We start from the raw sequence: 21,095 nt of genomic DNA, 5'->3' as shown, positions 1-21,095 counted from the left end.
CGTTGAACAAATGATAGAGCAGCAAGGGGCGTAGACGGATCGTCCAAAGGGCGTAGCAGGCTTAGAAAAGTGCTGGAAAGTGTGACGGAGTGCACATTTCGGGATTGTCCGCCTCAGGCTTCCAGAAGGCCGAGTTCCCGCGCCCGGGCGAGGGCTTCGGTTCTGCGGCCCACGCCCAGCTTGCCATACAGGTTGCGGATGTGAGCCTTTACGGTTGCCGGGGCCACCTGCATCCGGGAGGCGATTTCTTTATTGGCATGGCCCTGATGAATCAGTGCCAGTACCTCCAGCTCCCTCTGGCTGAGCGGCTCGGGAAGGGTATCCGCTGGTTTGGCGGCTCGCTCTGACGCGGCCCTGGCCGAAGCCATAGCCTCAGCCGCCTCGGTTGCCTCGCCGTTTCCAGTCGCTTCCCCGTGTTTCAGTAGCATGGCCCGGACACGGCTGTTCCAGGTGCCCGGCGTGTTCAGCGCGGGTAACGACAGCAGGAGTGAGCGCAGGTACGGGCTTTCTTCTGCCAGCAGGCGCATGAATCCGGATTCGGCGGCGCGGGTGATGGCCCGGGTGAGCATTTGACGGGCCTCGTCCATCCGGTTCTGCAGGGCCAGGGCCTCACCATACACCAGCAGGATTTCCACCAGATGGCGGTTGTGAGCGTTGCGCTCCGCCGGCTGCAGCAGGGCACTGAGAATTTCCTGGGCCCGTTCAGGCTGGTTCTGAGCCACCAGCACCCGCGCTTCACTGATCCGGTTCTGCTCCAGGTTCAGGGGGTTGGTGAATTCGGAATCCACCCTGGAATCCAGGCAGGCCCGGGCTTTATCCGGGAAGCCGGTAGCCAGGTAGCATCGGGCCAGCAGGGCGGTGCTCGCCGGTGGCTCGAAAAGAATCTGGTCCCGGCGCTTGCGGGCGGTCTGGGCGGCATCTTCCAGCGCCTCGATCGCTTCCTGCAGTTTGCCTTCGCTGAAGGCAAGATGGCCTCGAACGTATTGAATAACGACATGCTGCCCGGCCTCAGTGCCGCGCTCGACGTGTTCGAGCAGGGGCTGCAGGTGGGTGGCGGCAAGTTGTGGATGGTCCCGCTCCCGGTGAATTTCGCACAGGGTGCTGTTCTGCCAGCAGGAAATCAGCCGCGGCTGGCTGGGGTCGGCGTAGTGCCGGTCTACCCACTCACGGATATCCGTGCAGGTATCCAGGGCCAGATCAATATCGCCACGGTTGTACTGGATCCATGCCAGCAATCCGCCGCTGGAGAGCACCGTGCTTGGCTTTTGCTCGACTTGACCATAACGCACGGCGGACTGCAGCGCGTCTTCGGCCTCAGCAAGCTCGCCCTTGCCATAATAGTCCAGCCCCAGGCCGTAGTAGGTAACCGACTTCAGGGGAATGCGGGTGTGGTCAATTTCCTTCAGAACCTGTCGGGTAAGATCCGTAGCGCTTTTATCATCGCTGCGGGTCCGGGCCAGGTAGGACCGCATCAGCGAAATTTCACTTTGCAGCCCGAGCGCACCCTCGGCATTGGGGTGGGAATCCGCCACATGCCGGTCCAGAAGGTCTTCCAGCGAGGTCAGCAGGGGCGCCAGGGTATCCACCCGGTTGGCGAAGAACAGGCCCCAGATTCGCAGCATCTGGAGCTGCGGGTTGTCGGCAACCAGTTCCCGGGGCAGTGATTCAAGCCAGTCCAGCACCGGTAAATGGTAGCCGCCGTGAATCAGGTTATTGCCATGCTCGGCCAGTACCCGGGCAAGCCAGGGCCAGTCCTCATGGCGCACGATCTGGGCGATGCCCTCCTGCACATGGCCGTGGGCCAGCAGCCAGTCTACGGTTTTCTGCCAGAGCCGGTTCGCTTTTTCGGGTTGGTTCTGGCGAATACGCAGGAGCAGGGCATCGCGGAACAGATCATGGTAACGAAACCATTCGTTCCGGGTGTCGAGGGGGATCAGGAACAGGTTCTGGCTGAGCAGCTTCTGCAGGACCTCCTGGCTGTCGCCGGCGCTACGAATGGAATCACACAAAGACGCGCACAGCCGCGGACAACAGGCGGTTTCCAGCAGAAAGTCGGCGAGTTCCTGAGGTTGCTGGTCCAGCACCTCGGTCAGAACATAGTCACTGATGTGGCGCTCATCGAGACCAATCTGCCCGCTGCCCGCAGAGCCACCGCTTCCGGAGAGCGCCGACAGCTGCATGGCAGCGACCCAGCCTTCGGTTTTTCGGCAGATTGCCCGGACATCCTCCTCTGGAATCGCCAGGCCCATGGTGTCGTGAAAGAACTGCCGGCATTCCTCTTCCGAGAACGCCAGCAGGCCAGGGTGGATGTCCTGAATCCAGCGGCGCACCCGCCACCGCGCCAGGGGCAGTGGCGGTTCCGTCCGGGAGGCCAGGGTTATTGTCACACCCGGAGGCAGGTAATCGACAAAATACGCGAACTGCCGCTGGATCGCGGGGGCCTGGATGAAATGGAAGTCGTCCAGAACCAGCGACCAGGAACTGCCGTCCTGAGCGAGAGTGTTGATCAGCCCGGTAATGGCCTCGGTGAAGGCATCATCGGTTTGGTGAGCGAGCTGTTTGCGCAATTCACCGGCGCCGGCCAGGCCCGCGTGCTCAAAGGCCCCTGTGACGTACTGCCAGAAGCGCCTGGGCTCATCATCGTGCTCATCGAGGGAAAGCCAGGCGGTTGGAGAGGATGACCGGGAGCACCATTGCGCCACCAGGGTGGTTTTGCCAAAACCCGCCGGCGCAACCACCAGGTTCAGGTGCCTCTGGCTGTCGGGCTCGAGCAGCGCACTCAGCCGCTCGCGCTTGACCGCGCGGGGATCCGAGGTTGGCCTGAGAAATTTGGTGGTCAGCAGCATGGTATTCCTGAAAGATGGCGCGTATCGAGTAGCGATTGTGTCCTTTGTCACAGTCAAGTCAAGGGCCGGTGCGGCCATTTAATCAGCCCGGGGTTTTATCAGGGGCTGCGTAAATGCAATTTTGGTCTAAACTGTCTGGAAGGAATTGCCTATATTAAAAAAGAATGAAAAACTGTATTTTTATGCGTATTCTTCTTCAAGATCCTCCGGTCGCCAGGGAGCAACAGACTCAATGAAACTACAACAGTTGCGCTATATCTGGGAAGTCGCGCATCACGATCTCAATGTGTCCGCAACCGCTCAAAGCCTCTTTACCTCGCAACCCGGTATCTCCAAGCAGATCCGCCTGCTGGAGGATGAGCTGGGCCTGGAAGTGTTTGCCCGCAGCGGCAAACACCTTACCCGTATTACCCCGGGCGGGGAGATTATTATCCGGGAAGCGGGAGAGATTCTGCGGCGGGTAGAGGGTATCAAGAAAATTGCCCAGGAATTCAGCAACCAGCGCAAGGGTGACCTTAGCCTTGCCACCACCCATACCCAGGCCCGTTACGCACTGCCGCCGGTGATCAGTGGCTTCATCGAGGAATACCCCGATGTTTCCCTGCACATGCACCAGGGAACACCCATGCAGATTTCCGAGATGGCGGCCAATGGCGCTGTGGATTTTGCCATCGCCACCGAGGCCATGGAGCTGTTCAATGACCTGATCATGATGCCCTGCTACCGCTGGAACCGCTGTGTGATTGTGCCCAGGGATCATCCTTTGGCCAAGCTGCCGGAACTCACCCTGCCGGAGCTGGCGGAATACCCGCTGGTCACCTATGTATTCGGCTTTACCGGCAGGTCCAAGCTGGATGAAGCCTTCCAGACCCAGGGGCTGACGCCCAAGGTGGTATTTACCGCCGCAGACGCGGACGTGATCAAGACCTACGTGCGGCTTGGGCTTGGTGTCGGGATCATTGCCAGCATGGCGTTTGATCCGAAAACCGATACCGATCTGGTCGCCCTGGATGCCCGCAAGCTGTTCCGCCCCAGCGTAACGCGAATCGGCTTCCGCAAGGGCACTTTCCTCCGGGGCTATATGTACGATTTCATCCAGCGCTTTGCGCCGCACCTCACCAAGGCGAGAGTCGATGAGGCGGTTGCGCACCAGGGCAGCCGATCGGAGATCGAGGAGCTGTTCAGGGATATTGAGCTACCCACCTATTAATCGGGGAGGGTAACCCGGTAGGCGCGGGTAATCCGCCGCCCGGTCAGTCCCGGGCGATCAGGTTGCCGGCGTGGAGGCCGCATTCCTTCTGGGTGGCCTCTTCCCACCACCAGCGGCCTTCCCGTTCATGCTGTCCAGGCAGGACAGGGCGGGTGCAGGGCTGGCAGCCGATGCTGACAAAGCCCTTTTCGTGGAGCTTGTTGTAGGGCGCTTCGGTCATCCGGATATAATCCCAGACTTCCTTCGAGCTCCAGTTCGCCAGCGGATTGAACTTCACCAGGGTTTTCCCATCGGTGGAGAAGGCCGCGTCTTCCTGAACCACCGGAACATCGTTACGGGTGCCGGGGCTCTGGTCCTTGCGCTGGCCGGTTATCCAGGCGTCAACGGTGGCCAGCTTGCGGCGTAGCGGGTTAACCTTGCGAATGCCGCAGCACTCTGTGTGCCCGTCTTCGTAGAAGCTGAACAGACCCTTCTTGTTGACCAGGTGCTGAACTTCGCCGGCGTCCGGGAACAGCACTTCAATCTTGATGCCATAGTGTTTGCGAACGCGTTCGACAAACTCGTAGGTTTCCGGGTGCAGGCGCCCGGTATCCAGGGTGAAGACCTGCAGGTTATCGGTAAGCTTGTGGGCCATTTCAATCAGTACCACGTCTTCCGCACCGCTGAAGGAAATAGCGATGTTGTCGTACTGCTTGAGCGCGGCCTTGAGAATCGAGCGGGGGCTCTGGCCTTCGAGCTCTTCCCGCAAGGTTTGAATATCGGTCATGGCCCGGGGTTGCCTTATCTGAATATGCAAAAGTATCTAACTGTGGGAAAAGGCTACCATTAAATGCCTCATACCCTGAAGGAATGACAATCTATATGGTTATTCCGCCATTCATCAGCGCGGGTTTACACTTCCACGATGCATTCCCGCCCGGTTTTTCTTATCATACGCTCCGTAGTCCGGTCGGCGGATTTTCCGCTGCGGCCCCTTACCTATCAATCAGGAGATCGTTGTGGAACTGGCATGCCTTGACCTTGAAGGAGTATTGATCCCGGAAATCTGGATCGCGTTCGCCGAAAAAACCGGTATTGAGGAGCTCAAGGCCACCACCCGCGACATTCCGGATTACGACGTGCTGATGAAGCAGCGCCTGAAACTGCTGGACCAGCATGGTTATGGCCTGCCGCAGATCCAGGAAGTGATCGGTGAGCTGGACCCGCTCCCCGGCGCCCGGGAATTCCTCGACTGGCTACGCGAGCGTTTCCAGGTGGTCATTCTGTCTGACACCTTCTACGAATTCGCCATGCCGTTGATGAAGAAGCTGGGCTACCCGGCCTTGCTGTGCCACAAGCTCGAAGTGGCGGATAACGGCCAGATCACCAACTACCTGCTGCGCCAGCGGGACCCCAAGCGCCAGTCCGTGAGGGCGTTCCAGTTGCTGAACTACCGGGTAATCGCCGCCGGGGACTCCTATAACGACACCACCATGCTGGGCCAGGCCGAAGCAGGCATTCTGTTCCACGCCCCGCAGAACGTGATCGACGAGTTCCCGCAATTCCCGGCAGTGCATAACTTTGACGACCTGAGGCAGGAATTCCTCAAGGCCAGCGCCATTCACAGCGCCTGAGCAGGCAAAGTCGGGGTCAGATGAAAAGGGGGTCAGATGAAATTTTCATCTGACCCCCTTTTCATCTGACCCCATTTTCACTCGATAACCAACTCCTCCAGAAACCGCATCAAAGGCCCAACCTTCGCCAGCGTCTCCTGGTACTCCGCCTCCGGGTCCGAATCCGCCACAATACCGCCACCACCCCAGCACCGAATGGTGCCCTTGCCATCGCACAGCATAGTGCGAATCGCAATATTGCTGTCCAGTGTGCCATCCAGCCCCCGGTAGAATATGGAGCCGCAGTAAGGCCCACGCCAGTGGGGCTCCAGCTCCCGGATGATTTCCATGGCCCGGATTTTCGGCGCGCCGGTAATCGAGCCCCCGGGGAAGGCGTCAAACAGGGCCTTCATGGGCGTGACCCCGTCCGCCAGTTCGGCGCGAATGTGGCTGACCAAGTGGTGAACGTTGCGGTAGGACTCCAGGGCAAACAGTTTGTCGACTTTCACGCTGCCGGGTTTGGCGTTGAGGCTTAGATCGTTACGGAGCAGGTCTACGATCATGAGGTTTTCGGCGAGGTCTTTTGCCGAGGCCTTCAGTTCGGCGGCGTAGTCAGCATCTTCCTCGGAGGTTCTTCCCCTGGGTCTGGTGCCCTTGATGGGGCTGGTGGTTACGGTACGGCCATGTATTTCAAGGAAACGTTCCGGCGATATGGACAGAATGGCGGCCTCGCCAGTACGGATAAAACCGCTGTAGGGCGTAGGGTTAGCCCTCGCAAGGGCCTGAAACGCCAGCCAGGGGTCACCCGTGTAGCGTCCCGAAAATTCCTGGGAAAGGTTGGCCTGGTAACAGTCGCCCGCTTCGATGTAGCGGCGTACCGATTGCACGGCTTGCCGAAAGGCTGCCGCCGACTGTCTGGGCAGAAAAGGGCTGGTCATATGCCAGAGTGGAGCTGGCGCTGGAGGGCTGGTTGCCATCCAGCGGTCCAGTTGTTCAGTAATCGCTTTCGGACACTCGGGGTGAATCCAGAGCCTGTAGGTGTCCGCTTGGCGGTTGTGGCTGGCCGCCCAGAGATAGAAACCCGCGGAGCAGAGCGGTACCGGCAGCTCCGGGCACTGATCCGCGAGGCGCCGCTCCCGGACGTATCCCAGTTCGTAGCTCAGCACACCCATCCAGCCACCGGTAAGAAAACCGCCTTTGGTATCCGGCGCTATTCGATAGCGTTCTGCCAGTGCCTCCATGTCTTCAGCCAGTGCATCGGTTGCCAGTAACTGACCGGGAGCCCGGCTGATCAGCTTTTGGCTGAGGGCGCAGGCGGAAAACCCGCTGCAGTCACCCCGGCCTGGTCCGGCTCCAACGCTGCCTATGTAGGCAAAGTCGGTTTGACCACGGGCATGGTGCAGAAGGCGTTCATAGATTTCCCTGGAGACGGACCGGCGCAAATTACCCCCGCAAGATTAAAGGAATGATACCCAGGCCACAAAAACGGCATTGTCGGTTACGGAAGGCCACTGATCTAATAACTGGGTAAAGTTCACCCGACCCGCCAGCCTGAATCCGGAGCGCTATTCTAACCGAGGCAGGCCGGTTGCGTGGAAATCAATGACAATAAAACGGAAACCTCAAGCATGGAATTCAAACCTCGTTCACTGCGTAAAGCGGCCTTGTTGGTCGGATTGTTAACTGCCTTTTCCGGGCAGGTCACCGCAGAGGAGAAAACACTGGAACTCAAGATTCCTGAAAACAGCGTGATATCCGACGGCACGCTGACCCGCGAGGAAATGGCCAGGTACATCATCGTTGCCAAGGAACAGTTGGCCTATCTCACCAAGAACGCGACGGAGGAGTACGCTCCCCGGATGAAAGCCGAGGGCAGTGCCATGCCGGCGGCCTGGATGCTGATGGATGATGGTGTGACGGTGAAGGAGCTCAAGCTGGACAAATCCGCTGAGGGTGCGCCTGCCTCTATCCGGGTAGTGATGTTCCGGGCAGCGCTGAAATCCGTTGCACGCCGGGGCAAGATTAATGCGGCAGTGATTCTCTATGCAGGGCAGCTCTCGGAAGAAAACACTCAGCGGGCCCTGGTGGTTGAGCACGAGCACCGCCTCGGGGTCTCTGCTACGAAGATTGTCCCCTTCGTTGTTGAGGGCGGGCAGGTCAAGTACGCCAAGTCCGTTACCCGGGAAAAACCATTCCAGATGTTTTACGACAGCAAGGCCGATGCGCCGGGGGCTGCCTCCTAGGGCCGCTGTTTCATTGATTTGAGAGATTCGACACGTTTGTTTCAGGTTGTAAAGGAGTGGTAAGGATTTGTGAATGCAGTCACGGACTAGGACTGTAAAACAATCTTAAATGGAGTTGTGGAGCGTTGGTCTCCACACCCAAAACCAAAAACTCGCATAAGAACAAAAGAGTTTTATAAGGAGATAAAAATGAAAGGCCTGAAGAAAATTGCTCTTGTAACTGCGATTGCTGCTGCCCCTTTCGCAGCGAACGCTGAACTGAAAGCCATGAATGACAGCGCGATGGGTAATGTCACCGGTCAGGCCGGTGTGACCATCGAGCTGGAAACCAAGGTAAGCATTGGCCAGTTCAAGTACACCGACGAAGGTTCCTTCGCGGTTAACGACATCGTGCTGGGTGGTGCCGGCGTGACGGCTGATGGTGAGACTACAGATGCCACCACCGGTGAAGTCACTAATGGCCTCCTGGATCAGATCCAGATTAAAATTGATGTCGCTGATGATGGCGATGCAATCATTCACGTAGGTTCCCTGCAGACTGACGCGACTACTGGCGCGCCAGTGCCCATCGACTGGGGTATGACCGCAGGTTCGATGGAACTGTTGGCCGGCAGCAACGGTACTGACAGCACCACCCTGATCTCCAATCTGGCGATGCACGGTGACCTCGCTGCTCTGGACCTGAAGGTTGATACGGCTACCGATCACCTGAACATGGCTGTTGCCTTCGACATCGACGACATGGACTTCGACGTTGACTTCCTGGGTGTTGGTATCCGTGACATGGTTGTTACCGGTGCCGGTGACAACTTTGACTATGACGGGGACGGGCTCACCGTTGGAAGTGGTACAGAAGCGAACGAAGGTGGCTATGACCTGGCTACTCCTGCCGGTCAGTTGGCCTACGGTAAACTCAGCAAGTACGCGAACGTGAACCTTGATGTGTACAAGGGTGCCGGGCTGGGTGATTCCACTGCCACTGACGTACTGCGCATCGATGTAAACAACGTGTACATGGACATGTCCATCGGCGCGATCGAAATCGGTGGCACCTCCATCGGTTCCGTGGCCATGGATAACGTGGCTGTTACCAACACCAAGCTGGCTATCTACGGTCACTAATCTGACCTGATACCCAAGTTGGTGAAACGCCCCGCACTGCGGGGCGTTTTTCGTCGCCAAGAGAAAACTTCGAACAACAAAAAACGGCAACCAATCAATGGCTGCCGTTTTTTGTTTTAGTGCCAGTTGACCTATCCGCTACTGATCCGGCACCGCAATAGAAAGATCAAACCCGCCACCCGGCCTTGGTGTTAGGCTAATCGGCCCTTCATTAATCGCCTGGGGAATCTGAATCTGGTCGATTCCCGGTGGATTACCGATGCTGAAATTCAGGTTCTGCCCGTCAAAGCCAATCCCCAACTGGTCGTTAAGAAACGTCTGGGTGAAGGGTTCTTCCGGAATCTGGGCCTGCTGCCCGAAAATCAGTGGCGGGATGGTTGGGGTAAACTCGGCCGGTGGCTGGGCCCGGGCCAGTTCTTCCTGGGGCAGCAGCAGGGCGCGGCGCAGGAATTCATCCTGAGCATTTTCCAGGGCTTCGTCTTTACCTTCCTTGGTGTAGCGGCGCAACGCCTCGCGATAGGCTTCCTCCTCAGCTTCGGACAACACCGGTTCGCCGGGCGAGATGGTCAGGGCGCGAATGATGCGCTGACGGTCTGCCTCGGGTTTCCGGCGTTCTTTCGGCACGACGATAACCGCGGAGTCCTTCACGTAGGTATCCACCATCTCATCGGCTGTCATGGCCTGGACGCCGCCCATAGAAGGGGGCGATATAACCAGCCCGCTTATGGCGGTGGCCAGCAGGTGTCGGCGTTTCATAAGGTTGCCTCTTGCGGTGTGAAAAACACACTTCTTTCGGCAAGTATTCGGTTTGTCAGACAGGAATTCAAGCGGCAAAACCCGGGATTGTGATCAGAATCGGCGATTTTCCGGTACTCTTTTCCGGTACTCTTACCAAACACGACAAAATCATGGTCAGGTACCGTGAACTTTTCCGGCAATGACTGGCCTCAGTGACACTATGAAAAACCTGTTCAAAAACCGCTGGAGCCGCTGGATCAACCGGAGAATTCCGCGCTCCGATCTGCAGACCTTCAGCCAGAAAAATATCTTTATTCTGCCCACTGGCGCGGGCGTGGTTTTTGGTCTGTTGCTGTTCATCATGCTGCTAACCGGCATCAATTATCAGAACAGCCTGATCTACCTCACCACGTTTCTCCTGGGCGCGGTTTTTGTCGGCGCCATGCACCAGACCCACCGGAATCTCGCAGGCCTGGAGTTAACGCTGGTGCAGCCAGGGGAGGGGTTTGCCGGCGATGACATCCCCTTCCATTTCCGGCTCAGGGCCGGCCGGGATGATGCGATTGCCATCCTGCTTTCCTGTGAGGAATCGTGCCACGCCCCGGTGCATGTCCACTCCGGGCAGGCGCAGGATGTCACCCTGCCGGTTCATTCTGCCCATCGTGGGTACCTGCGGCCGGACAGGATTCGTATCGAAACCCGCTTTCCCTTTGGTCTGCTGAAAGCCTGGTCCTGGGTTCGCCCGGTGTCGGCTGGCGTGGTGTTTCCGAGGCCGGTGCCTGCGCCAGAGGCGTTTAGTACGGTAGACGATGGCGAGGAATCGGCGGACGCACGATCCGTTGACGGAAATGATCACGCCGATATCCGGCCCTGGCGGGAGGGTGACCTGAGCCAGCGGGTTCAGTGGAAGCGGTTTGCACGAACCGGGCAGATGGTGGTTGCCGACTGGGAAGGCGAGCAGGGGAGTCCGCACTGGCTGGATTTCAATGCCTACCCGGGGGCAGATCATGAGTTGCGCCTCAGTTATCTGGCGTTTCTGGTCAATGAGCGGGGCAAAAGCGGTGCCCGGTTTGGCCTGAACCTGCCGGGGCAGGTCATCGAGCCCGATTCCGGTCCCGCCCATGTCGCTCGCTGCCTCCGGGTGCTGGCGACCTGGGGCGAAGAAAGGCCCCGGGATGCCACAACCGAACCCCATGGCACCCGGAAACGCCGGTCGGCTGAATCACCACAGACCACCAAGGAGGGGCAGGTTTGAGTTTTCTCGATCGCCTCAGGACCAACGATGCCGAGAGTGTGCCGGCAAACGGTCTGCCATCGAAAGCCCTGCTCTGGCTGATTGGCAGTTTTGCCCTGCTGCTAACGCCTCAGTGGGACCGGCTGCCCCTGTGGCTTATGTCGGCCTGCGCGGTGCTCGCCGGCTGGCGCTGGCTGGCCCAGTATGGCCGGGTGAGATTGCCCGGCCGCGGGCTCAGAACCGGCATCATGCTGCTGTTGATCGGCGTGTATGTGGCGACGGTGCAGGGGCGGTTTACCGTGGACACCGCCGCCTCCTTCTTCGTGCTGGCGGTAGGGCTGAAATGGCTGGAAACCCGCACGGTTCGCGACTTCTACGTGCTGTTTTTCATCCTTGTCTACCTCGCCACGGTGAACTTCCTGTTCCACCAGGAGATTCTCTGGGCCCTGGTGACCTTCACCGGCGTGGCGCTGCTGCTTGTGGGGCTGCAGGTGCTCAATGCCCCGGATCTTCCGGGAGGGCTGAGGTCGGGCTGGCGGAGATTGGGCGGCCTGTTTCTGAAAACCCTGCCGGTTGTGGTTCTGCTGTTTGTCTTTTTCCCGCGCATGTCGCCGCTCTGGAATGTTCCGCTGGTCTCGGGTGAGGCGCGAACCGGCATCAGTGACACCATGCGGCCCGGGGATATTTCCGATCTGGCCCAGAGCAGTGAGCCCGCCTTCCGGGTGACTTTTGGCGGCGAGATACCGCCCCATCGAGATCGCTACTGGCGGGGTCTGGTGCTGGATTATCTGGACGGAGAGACCTGGCGGCAGGGCCAGGCCGAAGGCTTCAGCCCCCTCGGCCGGGTCGCTGTCGACGGTGGCGTGGGCCCTCTGAAACGAGACGAATACGATGTGTTGCTGGAACCAACCGACCAGCGCTGGGCCTTTGCCCTGGAAAACTCCCGGGCGGTGTCCGACAACGTGGTTGAGGCATCGGCCGATCTGTTCCGGTTCCGCCGGCCCGCAGACAGCGCTGTGCGTTACCGTCTGGGGCTGGATCAGAACGCCGGCCCGGATCAGCCGGCCCAGAGGGCGGAGCTTCGCCGCTACCTTCAACTGCCCCGGGAGGGCAATCCGAGGGCGCGGGAACTCGCCGCCGAGCTGCGCCGAACCATAAACGACGAGCAGGTGGTCCGCTCGCTGCTGCAGCGGTTCCGGCAACAGCCCTATTTTTACACCCTGAGGCCCCCGGCCATGCCGGACAATGGCATCGATACCCTATTGTTCGATGCAAAGCGCGGCTTCTGTGCCCACTATGCCGGCGCGACGACCTTTGTATTGAGGGCAGCCGGTATCCCGGCGCGTATTGTGGTTGGCTATCAGGGCGGCGAGCCCGGTGCCGGCGGTGATTACCTGATCGTACGCCAGTACGATGCCCATGCCTGGGTTGAGGCCTATCTTGATGGCCGGGGCTGGGTAAGGGTCGATCCCACCGCCGCTATTGCTCCGGAGCGGATCGAGTCCGGCCTGCGGGAGGCGGTGGCCGAGGAAGGTTCGTTCCTCGAAAATGACTGGGCCTCCCCGCAGCGCTACGCAGACGTTGCCCTGGTGCAATGGGCGAGCCTGCAACTGGATCGCATCAATTATCAGTGGCAGCGCTGGGTGGTGGGCTATCAGGGCCAGAGCCAGATGAATTTGATGTCTCGCTTGCCGGGCGGTTTTGGCATGCGGGAGCTGGGATACCTGACCGCGGGCATTGTCGGGGCCGGATTGCTGATCGCGGGGCTGATATCCGCGTTGCAGATGCGCCGCGGGGAAAGGCGGGATGCCTTCCGGCGGGTGGTGGATACCTGGCACCGGCTGTGCGCCGCCGCCGGCGTGCCGGTTCGCCACGGTGAGACGCCCACCGTGCTGGCCATGAGGCTGGCCAAAGCCGAACCTGCGGCGGCGGATTCTGCCCGGCTTTTTGCCCGGATGGTCAACAGCCATTACTATAGCGCAGGCCCAGAGCAAGCGGGCGCAGAGAATGAGAGTGGCGAGCAACTGAAACGGATGCGCCGGTTACTCGCGACCATGAAAAAACAAGTGCGCAGACCCCATTCCCGGACAGGAAAACGTCGTGACTGATATTGCCGAAGACATGCCCTGGCTGAAGCGCGCCTGGCATACGGTTCAGAGCCGAATTGCGGAGGACCGGCTTGCGCACGCGTTGATTATTGCCGGGGAACGAGGTGTGGGTAAGCGCGCCTGGGCCGAAGCCGTTGCCCGGCTGCGGCTTTGTGGACGGCCGGCGAACCTTGAAGCGGGAGCGCCGGTAGCGTGCGGCGAGTGTAAGCAGTGCCAGCTTTTTGCGGCCGCAAGCCATCCGGATGTCCGTGTCTATGCGCCGGAGAAATCCCGCATGGTCAAGGTCGATCAGATCAGGGCGCTCTCGTCTTTTGCCGTTGCATCGCCCCAGGTGGCGCATCACAAGGTCGCCATCATTGACCGTGCCGATCAACTCAACATCAACGCCGCGAATGCCTTGCTCAAGACCCTGGAAGAGCCGCTTCCCGACGTGACCCTGATTCTTCTGCAGGAAAGCGGTCGCCCGGTCATTCCAACCATCCGCTCCCGCTGCCAGACACTGGCCATCCCGGTGCCCGGTGATGAAGACGCCAACCGGTGGCTGACCAATCGGGTTCAGGGGTTGTCTGAGGACGCACGGCCCTCCGCCGATGTGCTGGCCAAAGCACTCATGCTCTCCGGTAACGCGCCAAGGCTGGCATTTGACTATGCGACCGGGGACTTCATCGGTCTGCGGGATACGGCGCTGGGGCGGTTCAAGGACTTCATGAAGGCGAAGATCCCGGTCGGGGAGGCCGCCAAGGCATTCAAAGCTCTGGGGCTGGAGGACACGCTCTGGTTGTTTGAAACCTGGGGGGCGGATCTGGCCCGGCTTATCGTTGGAGGCAAAGCGCAGGATACCGACGCAGCCGATATGCTGGGCTTTCTGGCGAAATCGACCCCGGCCTGGCGAGCCCACGAACTGCTGGATAGGGTAAAAGAGTCCCGAGCCGCCGGCGTTTATAACGCCAGCCCGGAACTGGAAGCCAGCCGCTTGCTCATAGCCTGGCAGGCATTGATGCCGGTCAAGCGCCCGGCAGGACAGGCAGCGGTCGCCCGACAGGATTACGCCTAAGCGGTCAACTGCTGCTATGATTCGGGAATGACAGGGATTTTTGCATCCCGCAACACGTAAAAATTGATCTTACAGAAAGGTGTCAGTTATGGGGCCCGGATTCGGTGCGCGCAGTGGCATTCTTACCCTGACGATAAAGGATAAAGCCGTTCTCTACGCGGCCTATATGCCTTACATTCGCCAGGGGGGGCTGTTTATCCCGACCCAGAAGCAGTATCAGTTGGGGGATGAGGTGTTCCTGCTTCTCAACCTGATGGATGAGCCGGAGAAAATCCCGGTAGCCGGCAAGGTCATCTGGATTACTCCGAAAGGTGCCCAGGGCAATCGCGCTGCCGGAATTGGCGTTCAGTTCAACGGTGATGACGAAACCGCCCGCACCAAGATCGAATCCTACCTGGCAGGCTCTCTGAGTTCCGATCGGCCAACACACACCATGTGAAGGCGGGGCCTGCATGAACGATATTGCACTATCTCCCGAGGCTGCAGACAGTCTGGCGGAAGGCGGTTTTGCCGGGCAAAGCGACAAGCCGTGTCGTGAATCCGGGTGGAAACTCCGCCATATCACTCTGGCCGGGCTGAGCTGGCAGGCGGATGAGGGTGTTCACGAAAACACGCCGACCGTGATGCTGCATGGCTGGCTGGATAACAGCCTTACTTTCGTCAGGCTTGCGCCGGAATTAACCAGCCTGGGCCCGGTTTACGCCCTGGATTTCGCCGGCCATGGTCACTCGGGCCACCGACCGGAAGGGCAGAGCTACCTGTTGATGGATTATGTGGCAGACCTTGCCGAACTGGTCGAGCGCTATTTCCAGGAAACCCCCGACGGGCGGATCAATCTGGTTGGCCACTCCCTCGGGGGCATTGTCGGTACCCTTTACGCTGCAGCCTTTCCCGAGCGGGTGCGCAACCTGGTGATGATCGACAGCCTTGGTGCAATCAGCCGCCCGGTCGGCGAAACCATTCCCCAGCTCCGAAAGGCAATCAAGAAACGCATTGCCGGTTCCGGCCGGCAAGTGGTGTACCCGGATATTGCGACGGCCGCCAGGGCGCGAGAGGGTGGATTAAGCCCGCTGAGCCCGGAGGCAGCTTTAACGCTGGTGCCCCGTAACATGAAGCCGGAGGCTGACGGTTTCGTGTGGCGCACGGATTCACGGCTGCGGCATCCGTCACCGCTGATGATGACGGAAGCACAGGTAATGGCGACTCTTTCTGCTTTGGAAACCCGCGCTCTGTTTATCCGGGCCGACCAGGGGCTTCTGGCGCACAGAACGGACCTGGATGAACGCGCCGGCGCCATTCCAGACCTTCAGATAGCGAAGGTACCGGGTGGCCACCATTGTCATCTGGATGGGGACACCCGTCACGTGACGGATGCCGTCAGACAATTTCTGGGAAATGAGTAATCGCTTGCTGAAACCACTGATTATCCGTCTTTTGCTGGCTGCCTGCTGTGCTCTGAGTCTGCCGTCTCTGGCAATGGCTGCACCGGGTGATTTTCCGGCGGCCTTTGCGCAGTCAACGCTGGAAACCACGGTCAATATCGACTCCCCGGGCCACCTGGTTCTGTTCGCTGCGGTCAAGGAGATCAACAATGAAATCCGCGCCGACAGCCTGGCGAGGCTTCCGGTGAGTGGGGAGGGGCGCCTGTACCAGGTGGCCCGGGATTCAAGCCGGGACAGTGCGAGGGATCATTATCTGCGCCTGCTTGGCCAGAGAAACGCCCAGATCCTGTTTGATTGCTCCGGCGTCAACTGTGGCAGGAGCAATGTCTGGGCAAACCAGGTCTTCCACCAGGCGGTGCTGTATGGTGCCGACGCAGGCCAGGATTACCTTGTGGCCGGCACCATCGCAGAGGACGGAACCCGGTGGCTGACTCTGGTTTATACTGTTACCCGGGGAAACCTGCGGGAATATGTCTGGGTTGAACGCTTGCGCGTGGCCCCGGGGGCCACGATTCCCGGGTTCGGAAATCTGGCCAGCCGGATTGAGGGGCCGGTTGTTGTTCCATGGCAGGGCGGTGTCACCTACGACTTTGACTGGCAGCCCGGTGACCGGCGGCATGTAACGGACGCCGCGCAAGCAGAGGGCACATTGGTTGTGCTGGTGGGTTACTCGGCGCTTGAAACCGGCGAAGCCTTCAGTGAGGCTATGGCGCGCGCCCGCAGGGCGGCCGAGTCGTTGTCGGAAATACTGGCCAAAACCGGCGTTTCCCGTGATCAGCAGGAAATCATCGTGGCGGGCCCGGCGGTGGTGCTCAGTAATCCGGATCGGCAGGGAAACCGGGTAGAAGTGGTTATGATCTCAAGGTAAACACAATGGGCAAATCAACGGATGACAATCAGGGCTCAAAAGGCCCGGCCCCGGGGGACGAGCCCCGTAACGGTGCCTCCCGGGTTTTGCAGAGTTCGGATGTGTCGGCGACTAACGCGCCGGCAAACCCGGAAACGCTAGAGCACAAAACCCGGCGGCGGAAGACCGTTGCGCTCACCCTGGGCAGTGGTGGCGCGCGGGGGTATGCCCACATTGGCGCCATTGAAATACTGGCCGAGCGCGGTTACGACATCGTCGCTATTTCCGGCTGTTCCATGGGAGCCCTGATTGGTGGCATGTACGCCGCCGGAAAGATGCAGGACTACAAGGACTGGGTGACCGGCCTTGGCCAGTTTGATGTGCTGAAGCTGCTGGATGTCACCTTTAACTCCGTTGGCGCTATCCGGGGCGAAAAAATCTTCTCTGTGGTGCGGGAAATGCTGGGTGATACCCGCATCGAGAACCTCCCCATTGCCTTTACAGCCGTGGCGACCGATCTGCTGGCCCACAAGGAAATCTGGTTCCAGGAAGGCCCGCTGGATCAGGCCATTCGCGCTTCGGTGGCCATACCGAGCGTCGTCACGCCGCTGGTTCTCAATGGCCGGGTTCTGGTGGACGGTGCCTTGCTGAATCCATTGCCGATCATCCCCACCATTTCCTCCCATGCCGACATGATTGTGGCCGTCAACCTCAGTGGCGAGGATGACCGAAGCCGGCGCATCCCGGATGCCGCCTTTGCCGGGGACGACACAGGCCCAGACATGGAGGAGTGGGTGGACACCATCCGGGATAAAGCGTCCCGCTGGTTTGACTGGGATGCGCTGAAATCGCTGACTGCGCGCAAACCGGATAGCGGCGAAAGCCCGGAAGAAAAGATATCGAGGGAAGTGAAGAAAAAAGAGCATCACAAGCAGGTTGAGAAGAAGCATCCCGACAAGAAAGTCCAGGAAGATCACGAAACCATCGACTGGGACAAGCTCGGAATTGGCAAGTTCGATGTGATGAACCTGACCATCGAAACCATGCAGAGCGCGCTCGTGCAGTACAAGATTGCCGGCTATCCCCCTGATCTGCTGGTGAATGTCCCGAAAAATGCCTGCCGGAGCTATGACTATCACAAAGCGCCGGAGCTGATTCAGCTCGGCCGCGAGCGGATGGCGGCGGCTCTGGACCGGTTTGAGGAAAGTCGCAGCAGTTCCGGGCCGCTGGCCGTCTGAGACGATTCCACGGCGCTGTATGGCAGGGCTGCAGTCAGGCCGACAAACAGCGTATAATCCCGCGCTGACACGCTCTCTCACAGGATTTACGTTTGTGACCAGCCCCATTGATGATCTCCACAGCGTTCGGGATTACCTCCGCTACGCCTCCTCGCAGTTTGCGGCCTCGCCGCTGTTTTTTGGTCATGGTACCGACAATGTCTGGGACGAGGCGGTGCAGTTGGTCATGCGCAGCCTGCATCTGCCGCTGGAAAATAACACGGTGTTTCTGGATGCCCGGCTTACCCGTGGCGAGCGGGAGCTGATTGTGGAGCGCATCTGCCGCCGGGTGGATGACCGTGTGCCCCTGGCTTATCTGTTGGGCGAAGCCTGGTTCATGGGGATGCCGTTCCACGTGGATGAGCGCGTACTGGTGCCTCGTTCGCCCATCGGTGAACTGATCGAAAATGGTTTTCAGCCCTGGCTGGGCGACAAGCCTGTTGAGCGCATTCTTGATCTCTGTACCGGCAGTGGCTGCATCGGCATCGGGGCGGCCTCGGTTTTCACCGACGCCGAGGTGGATCTTTCGGATATTTCTGCCGATGCACTGGCCGTGGCGGATTCAAACATCGAACTGCACGGAGTCCGGGACCGGGTTCGAACCGTACAATCGGACGTGTTCGCGACTATTGAGGGCCGGTACGATGTGATCGTCAGCAACCCGCCCTATGTGGACGCGGATGACCTGGCCAGCATGCCGGACGAATATCGCCATGAGCCGGAGCTGGGCCTGGCCGCCGGAAAAGACGGGCTGGATATTGCTCACAGGATTATTGCCAATGCGGCAAACCATCTCACACCGGGAGGGCTCCTGATCGTGGAAGTTGGTAATAGCTGGGTAGCTCTGGATGAGGCCTATCCGGACCTGCCCTTGACCTGGCTCGAGTTCGAAAACGGCGGCGATGGCGTCTTTCTGGTTACCGAACAGGACCTGCGCCATTGGCAGGATTCCATTTAATCCTGTTTCTCATAAAAGTTTAATAAGATACTGAATTATGTCTGGAAATACATTCGGAAAACTGTTTACTGTTACCTCCTTCGGCGAGAGCCACGGGGCGGCACTGGGTTGCATCATCGACGGCTGCCCTCCGGGGCTTGAGCTCTCGGAAGCGGATATGCAGCGCGATCTGGATCGTCGCAAGCCTGGCACCTCCCGGCACACGACCCAGCGCCGGGAAGCGGACGAGGTAAAAATTCTCTCCGGGGTGTTTGAGGGTAAAACCACCGGCACGCCCATCGGATTGCTGATTGAAAACACCGACCAGCGGTCGAAGGACTACTCGAAAATAGCCGAGCAGTTCCGGCCGGCCCACGCGGACTACACCTACATGCACAAGTACGGTGTCCGCGATTATCGCGGTGGCGGGCGTTCGTCGGCGCGGGAGACGGCCATGCGGGTGGCCGCGGGTGCGGTGGCGCGGAAGTTCCTCGAGCAGCGGCTCGGAATTCGTATTCGCGGCTATCTCTCCCAACTTGGCCCGATCAAGGCTGAAAAGCTGGACTGGGATCAGGTGCATCAGAACCCTTTCTTTTGCCCGGATGCGGACAAGGTTGCCGAAATGGAAGCCTATATGGATGCGCTCCGCAAGGAGGGGGATTCCATCGGTGCCCGGATCAATGTGGTTGCCGAAGGTGTGCCGCCCGGGCTGGGTGAGCCGATCTTTGACCGCCTGGATGCGGATCTGGCCCATGCGTTGATGAGTATCAATGCGGTGAAGGGCGTGGAGATTGGTGCCGGCTTTGACTGCATTGAGCAGAAGGGCACCGAGCATCGGGATGAGATGACACCTGAGGGTTTTCTGTCCAACAACGCCGGCGGAGTGCTCGGGGGCATTTCCTCTGGCCAGCCGATTGTGGCGAGTATTGCGCTGAAGCCGACATCGAGCCTGCGGTTGCCGGGGCGAAGCATTGATGTGCACGGCAACCCGGTGGAGGTGATTACGACCGGGCGGCACGATCCCTGTGTGGGTATTCGGGCGACGCCGATTGCCGAGGCGATGATGGCCATTGTGCTGATGGATCATTATTTGCGGCATCGGGGGCAGAATGGGGATGTTTCGGTTTCTACGCCGGTTATTGGGCAGCTCTGATTTGGCTTTTCAGATTTGGTGAAACTGAATCTTCGGATAGAGAACCCGTAGGTCGGATTAGCCACGGGCGTAATCCGACAACATCCCAAGACCCCAAGCGCGCGAATCGTCTTCTGTCGTATCGATAAAGAGGTTCTGTTATCTACTGGCGCCTTTCCAACCTCTATTTCTGGTTCTTTGCGCTCCTGGGCGGGCTCCTTCCGTACTGGTCCCTCTACCTCGAGGGGCTGGGCTACACCTATCTTCAGATCGCCACTCTGATGGCCACCATTCAGCTCACCAAAGTCATCGCGCCCAGTGTCTGGGGCTGGCTCGGCGACAGGACGGGGCAACGGGTAAGGCTGGTCCGGTTCGGAGCGATTACCGGCTCGCTGTTCTTCGCCGGTGTTTTTCTGCAGCCAGGGTTTTACGGCCTGTTGCTGGTAATGCTGGCCTTTACCTTTTTCTGGAACGCGATTCTGCCGCTTTATGAGGTGATCACCCTTCGAACCCTTGGCGCGAACCGGGAGAAGTACGGCAGGGTCCGCCTCTGGGGCTCGATCGGTTTTATCGGTGCGGTGGCATCGGTAGGTGGTTTGCTTGAGCTGGTGCCGATCCAGAATCTCCCCTGGCTGCTGTTGCCAGTGTTTGTCGGAATAGCAGTGTCTGCTTTTCTTGTGCCTTCCGATCGGGGGGAGCGAAAGTCGCCGGCACCGAGGGGTAGCCTGAAGGCGATTGTCACGCACCCGGCAGTGGTGACCTTTTTCCTGATGAACTTTCTGCTCCAGGTTTCCCACGGCGCCTATTACACCTTTTTCAGTATTCACCTTGCGCAGCATGGTTATGGCAAATTGGCGATAGGGCTGCTGTGGTCACTCGGAGTGGTGGCGGAAATCGCGCTGTTTCTGGTTATGCACCGGCTGACCCGTAATTTCACGGTCCGGCAGATTGCTATTGGTGCACTCACGCTGACAATGATTCGCTGGGTGCTGATCGCCGAGCTGACGGATGTGCTGGCCATGCTGCTGTTTGCCCAGTTGCTGCACGCTGCTTCCTACGGCGCGCTTCATGCCATTTCGGTTCAATACATCCAGGGTTTTTTCGGAAAGCATCATCATGGTCAGGGGCAGGCTCTGTACAGCGGGCTGACGTTTGGTGCCGGTGGTGCGCTGGGGGCGTGGCTGTCGGGTTTTCTGGTGGATGGCTTCAATACCTCGGCGGCTTTCTGGGGCGGTGCTGTGGCCATGGCCATTGCCATTGTGATTACCTGGCGGGGGCTCAGGCCCCCGCCGGTTGAAGCGCAGGCCTGACTC

General features: G+C 59.4%; 18 protein-coding genes. 14 read left to right on the top strand and 4 right to left on the bottom strand.

Annotated elements, in window-relative coordinates; translation table 11 throughout:
• Window positions 1-113: 113 nt before the first annotated feature.
• Complete coding sequence (locus tag msub_RS03635) at window positions 114-2,846, bottom strand: LuxR C-terminal-related transcriptional regulator (RefSeq protein WP_048494750.1); 2,733 nt, start codon at window positions 2,844-2,846, stop codon at window positions 114-116.
• 232 nt (window positions 2,847-3,078) lie between these two features.
• Between msub_RS03635 and cysB the strand changes: the two genes are divergently transcribed.
• Entirely contained in the window at window positions 3,079-4,056 is a 978-nt protein-coding gene (gene cysB / locus msub_RS03630) for an HTH-type transcriptional regulator CysB (RefSeq protein ID WP_048494749.1), read from the top strand.
• 43 nt (window positions 4,057-4,099) lie between these two features.
• Here the strand turns inward: cysB and msub_RS03625 are convergent, their stop codons facing one another.
• Entirely contained in the window at window positions 4,100-4,840 is a 741-nt protein-coding gene (locus tag msub_RS03625) for a phosphoadenylyl-sulfate reductase (RefSeq protein WP_264750638.1), read from the bottom strand.
• Window positions 4,841-5,054: 214 nt separating this feature from the next.
• Between msub_RS03625 and thrH the strand changes: the two genes are divergently transcribed.
• Entirely contained in the window at window positions 5,055-5,669 is a 615-nt protein-coding gene (thrH, locus tag msub_RS03620; RefSeq protein ID WP_048494747.1) for a bifunctional phosphoserine phosphatase/homoserine phosphotransferase ThrH, read from the top strand.
• A 77-nt stretch (window positions 5,670-5,746) separates the two neighbouring features.
• Here the strand turns inward: thrH and pabB are convergent, their stop codons facing one another.
• The gene (gene pabB, locus msub_RS03615; protein WP_048494746.1) at window positions 5,747-7,090 is read right to left on the bottom strand and encodes an aminodeoxychorismate synthase component I; all 1,344 of its coding nucleotides are present in this window, start codon (window positions 7,088-7,090) and stop codon (window positions 5,747-5,749) included.
• 186 nt (window positions 7,091-7,276) lie between these two features.
• Here pabB and msub_RS03610 point away from each other — a divergent pair, with 186 nt between their 5' ends.
• Together msub_RS03610 and msub_RS03605 are read left to right on the top strand one after the other, a co-directional pair.
• Window positions 7,277-7,891, top strand: coding sequence for a hypothetical protein (locus msub_RS03610; RefSeq protein WP_156182717.1), 615 nt, complete (start codon window positions 7,277-7,279; stop codon window positions 7,889-7,891).
• 189 nt (window positions 7,892-8,080) lie between these two features.
• Window positions 8,081-9,013: a DUF6160 family protein gene (locus msub_RS03605; protein ID WP_048494744.1), complete on the top strand. Its 933-nt coding sequence runs from the start codon at window positions 8,081-8,083 to the stop codon at window positions 9,011-9,013.
• Between the two features lie 138 nt (window positions 9,014-9,151).
• Here msub_RS03605 and msub_RS03600 read toward each other — a convergent pair whose 3' ends face one another.
• Window positions 9,152-9,769, bottom strand: coding sequence for a hypothetical protein (locus msub_RS03600; protein ID WP_048494743.1), 618 nt, complete (start codon window positions 9,767-9,769; stop codon window positions 9,152-9,154).
• A gap of 202 nt (window positions 9,770-9,971) precedes the next feature.
• On the opposite strand from msub_RS03600, the gene msub_RS03595 reads away from it, so the two are divergent.
• From msub_RS03595 to msub_RS03550, 10 genes are all read left to right on the top strand, one after another.
• The gene (locus msub_RS03595; protein ID WP_048496961.1) at window positions 9,972-11,006 is read left to right on the top strand and encodes a DUF58 domain-containing protein; all 1,035 of its coding nucleotides are present in this window, start codon (window positions 9,972-9,974) and stop codon (window positions 11,004-11,006) included.
• On the top strand, window positions 11,003-13,093 hold the full coding sequence (locus msub_RS03590) for a transglutaminase TgpA family protein (RefSeq protein ID WP_048494742.1): 2,091 nt from the start codon (window positions 11,003-11,005) through the stop codon (window positions 13,091-13,093). The genes msub_RS03595 and msub_RS03590 overlap by 4 nt, the downstream gene beginning before the upstream one ends.
• Window positions 13,086-14,147: a DNA polymerase gene (locus msub_RS03585; protein ID WP_048494741.1), complete on the top strand. Its 1,062-nt coding sequence runs from the start codon at window positions 13,086-13,088 to the stop codon at window positions 14,145-14,147. The genes msub_RS03590 and msub_RS03585 overlap by 8 nt, the downstream gene beginning before the upstream one ends.
• An 88-nt stretch (window positions 14,148-14,235) precedes the next feature.
• Complete coding sequence (locus tag msub_RS03580) at window positions 14,236-14,586, top strand: PilZ domain-containing protein (protein WP_008171779.1); 351 nt, start codon at window positions 14,236-14,238, stop codon at window positions 14,584-14,586.
• A gap of 13 nt (window positions 14,587-14,599) precedes the next feature.
• The gene (locus msub_RS03575) at window positions 14,600-15,550 is read left to right on the top strand and encodes an alpha/beta fold hydrolase (protein ID WP_048494740.1); all 951 of its coding nucleotides are present in this window, start codon (window positions 14,600-14,602) and stop codon (window positions 15,548-15,550) included.
• On the top strand, window positions 15,543-16,457 hold the full coding sequence (locus msub_RS03570; protein ID WP_053077932.1) for a DUF4892 domain-containing protein: 915 nt from the start codon (window positions 15,543-15,545) through the stop codon (window positions 16,455-16,457). The genes msub_RS03575 and msub_RS03570 overlap by 8 nt, the downstream gene beginning before the upstream one ends.
• A gap of 5 nt (window positions 16,458-16,462) precedes the next feature.
• Complete coding sequence (locus msub_RS03565) at window positions 16,463-17,674, top strand: patatin-like phospholipase family protein (protein WP_048494739.1); 1,212 nt, start codon at window positions 16,463-16,465, stop codon at window positions 17,672-17,674.
• A 94-nt stretch (window positions 17,675-17,768) separates the two neighbouring features.
• Window positions 17,769-18,671, top strand: a complete 903-nt coding sequence (prmB, locus tag msub_RS03560; RefSeq protein ID WP_048494738.1) for a 50S ribosomal protein L3 N(5)-glutamine methyltransferase — start codon at window positions 17,769-17,771, stop codon at window positions 18,669-18,671.
• Window positions 18,672-18,708: 37 nt separating this feature from the next.
• Window positions 18,709-19,803 (top strand): chorismate synthase, encoded by a 1,095-nt coding sequence (aroC, locus tag msub_RS03555; RefSeq protein ID WP_048494737.1) that lies wholly within the window; start codon window positions 18,709-18,711, stop codon window positions 19,801-19,803.
• Between the two features lie 140 nt (window positions 19,804-19,943).
• Entirely contained in the window at window positions 19,944-21,092 is a 1,149-nt protein-coding gene (locus msub_RS03550) for an MFS transporter (RefSeq protein ID WP_048494736.1), read from the top strand.
• The last annotated feature ends 3 nt before the right edge of the window (window positions 21,093-21,095 follow it).

The organism is Marinobacter subterrani (assembly GCF_001045555.1).
Classification (GTDB): Bacteria; Pseudomonadota; Gammaproteobacteria; order Pseudomonadales; family Oleiphilaceae; genus Marinobacter; species Marinobacter subterrani.
Note: the sequence above shows the minus strand (reverse complement) of the source record. Positions and strands in the feature narration are given on the sequence as shown.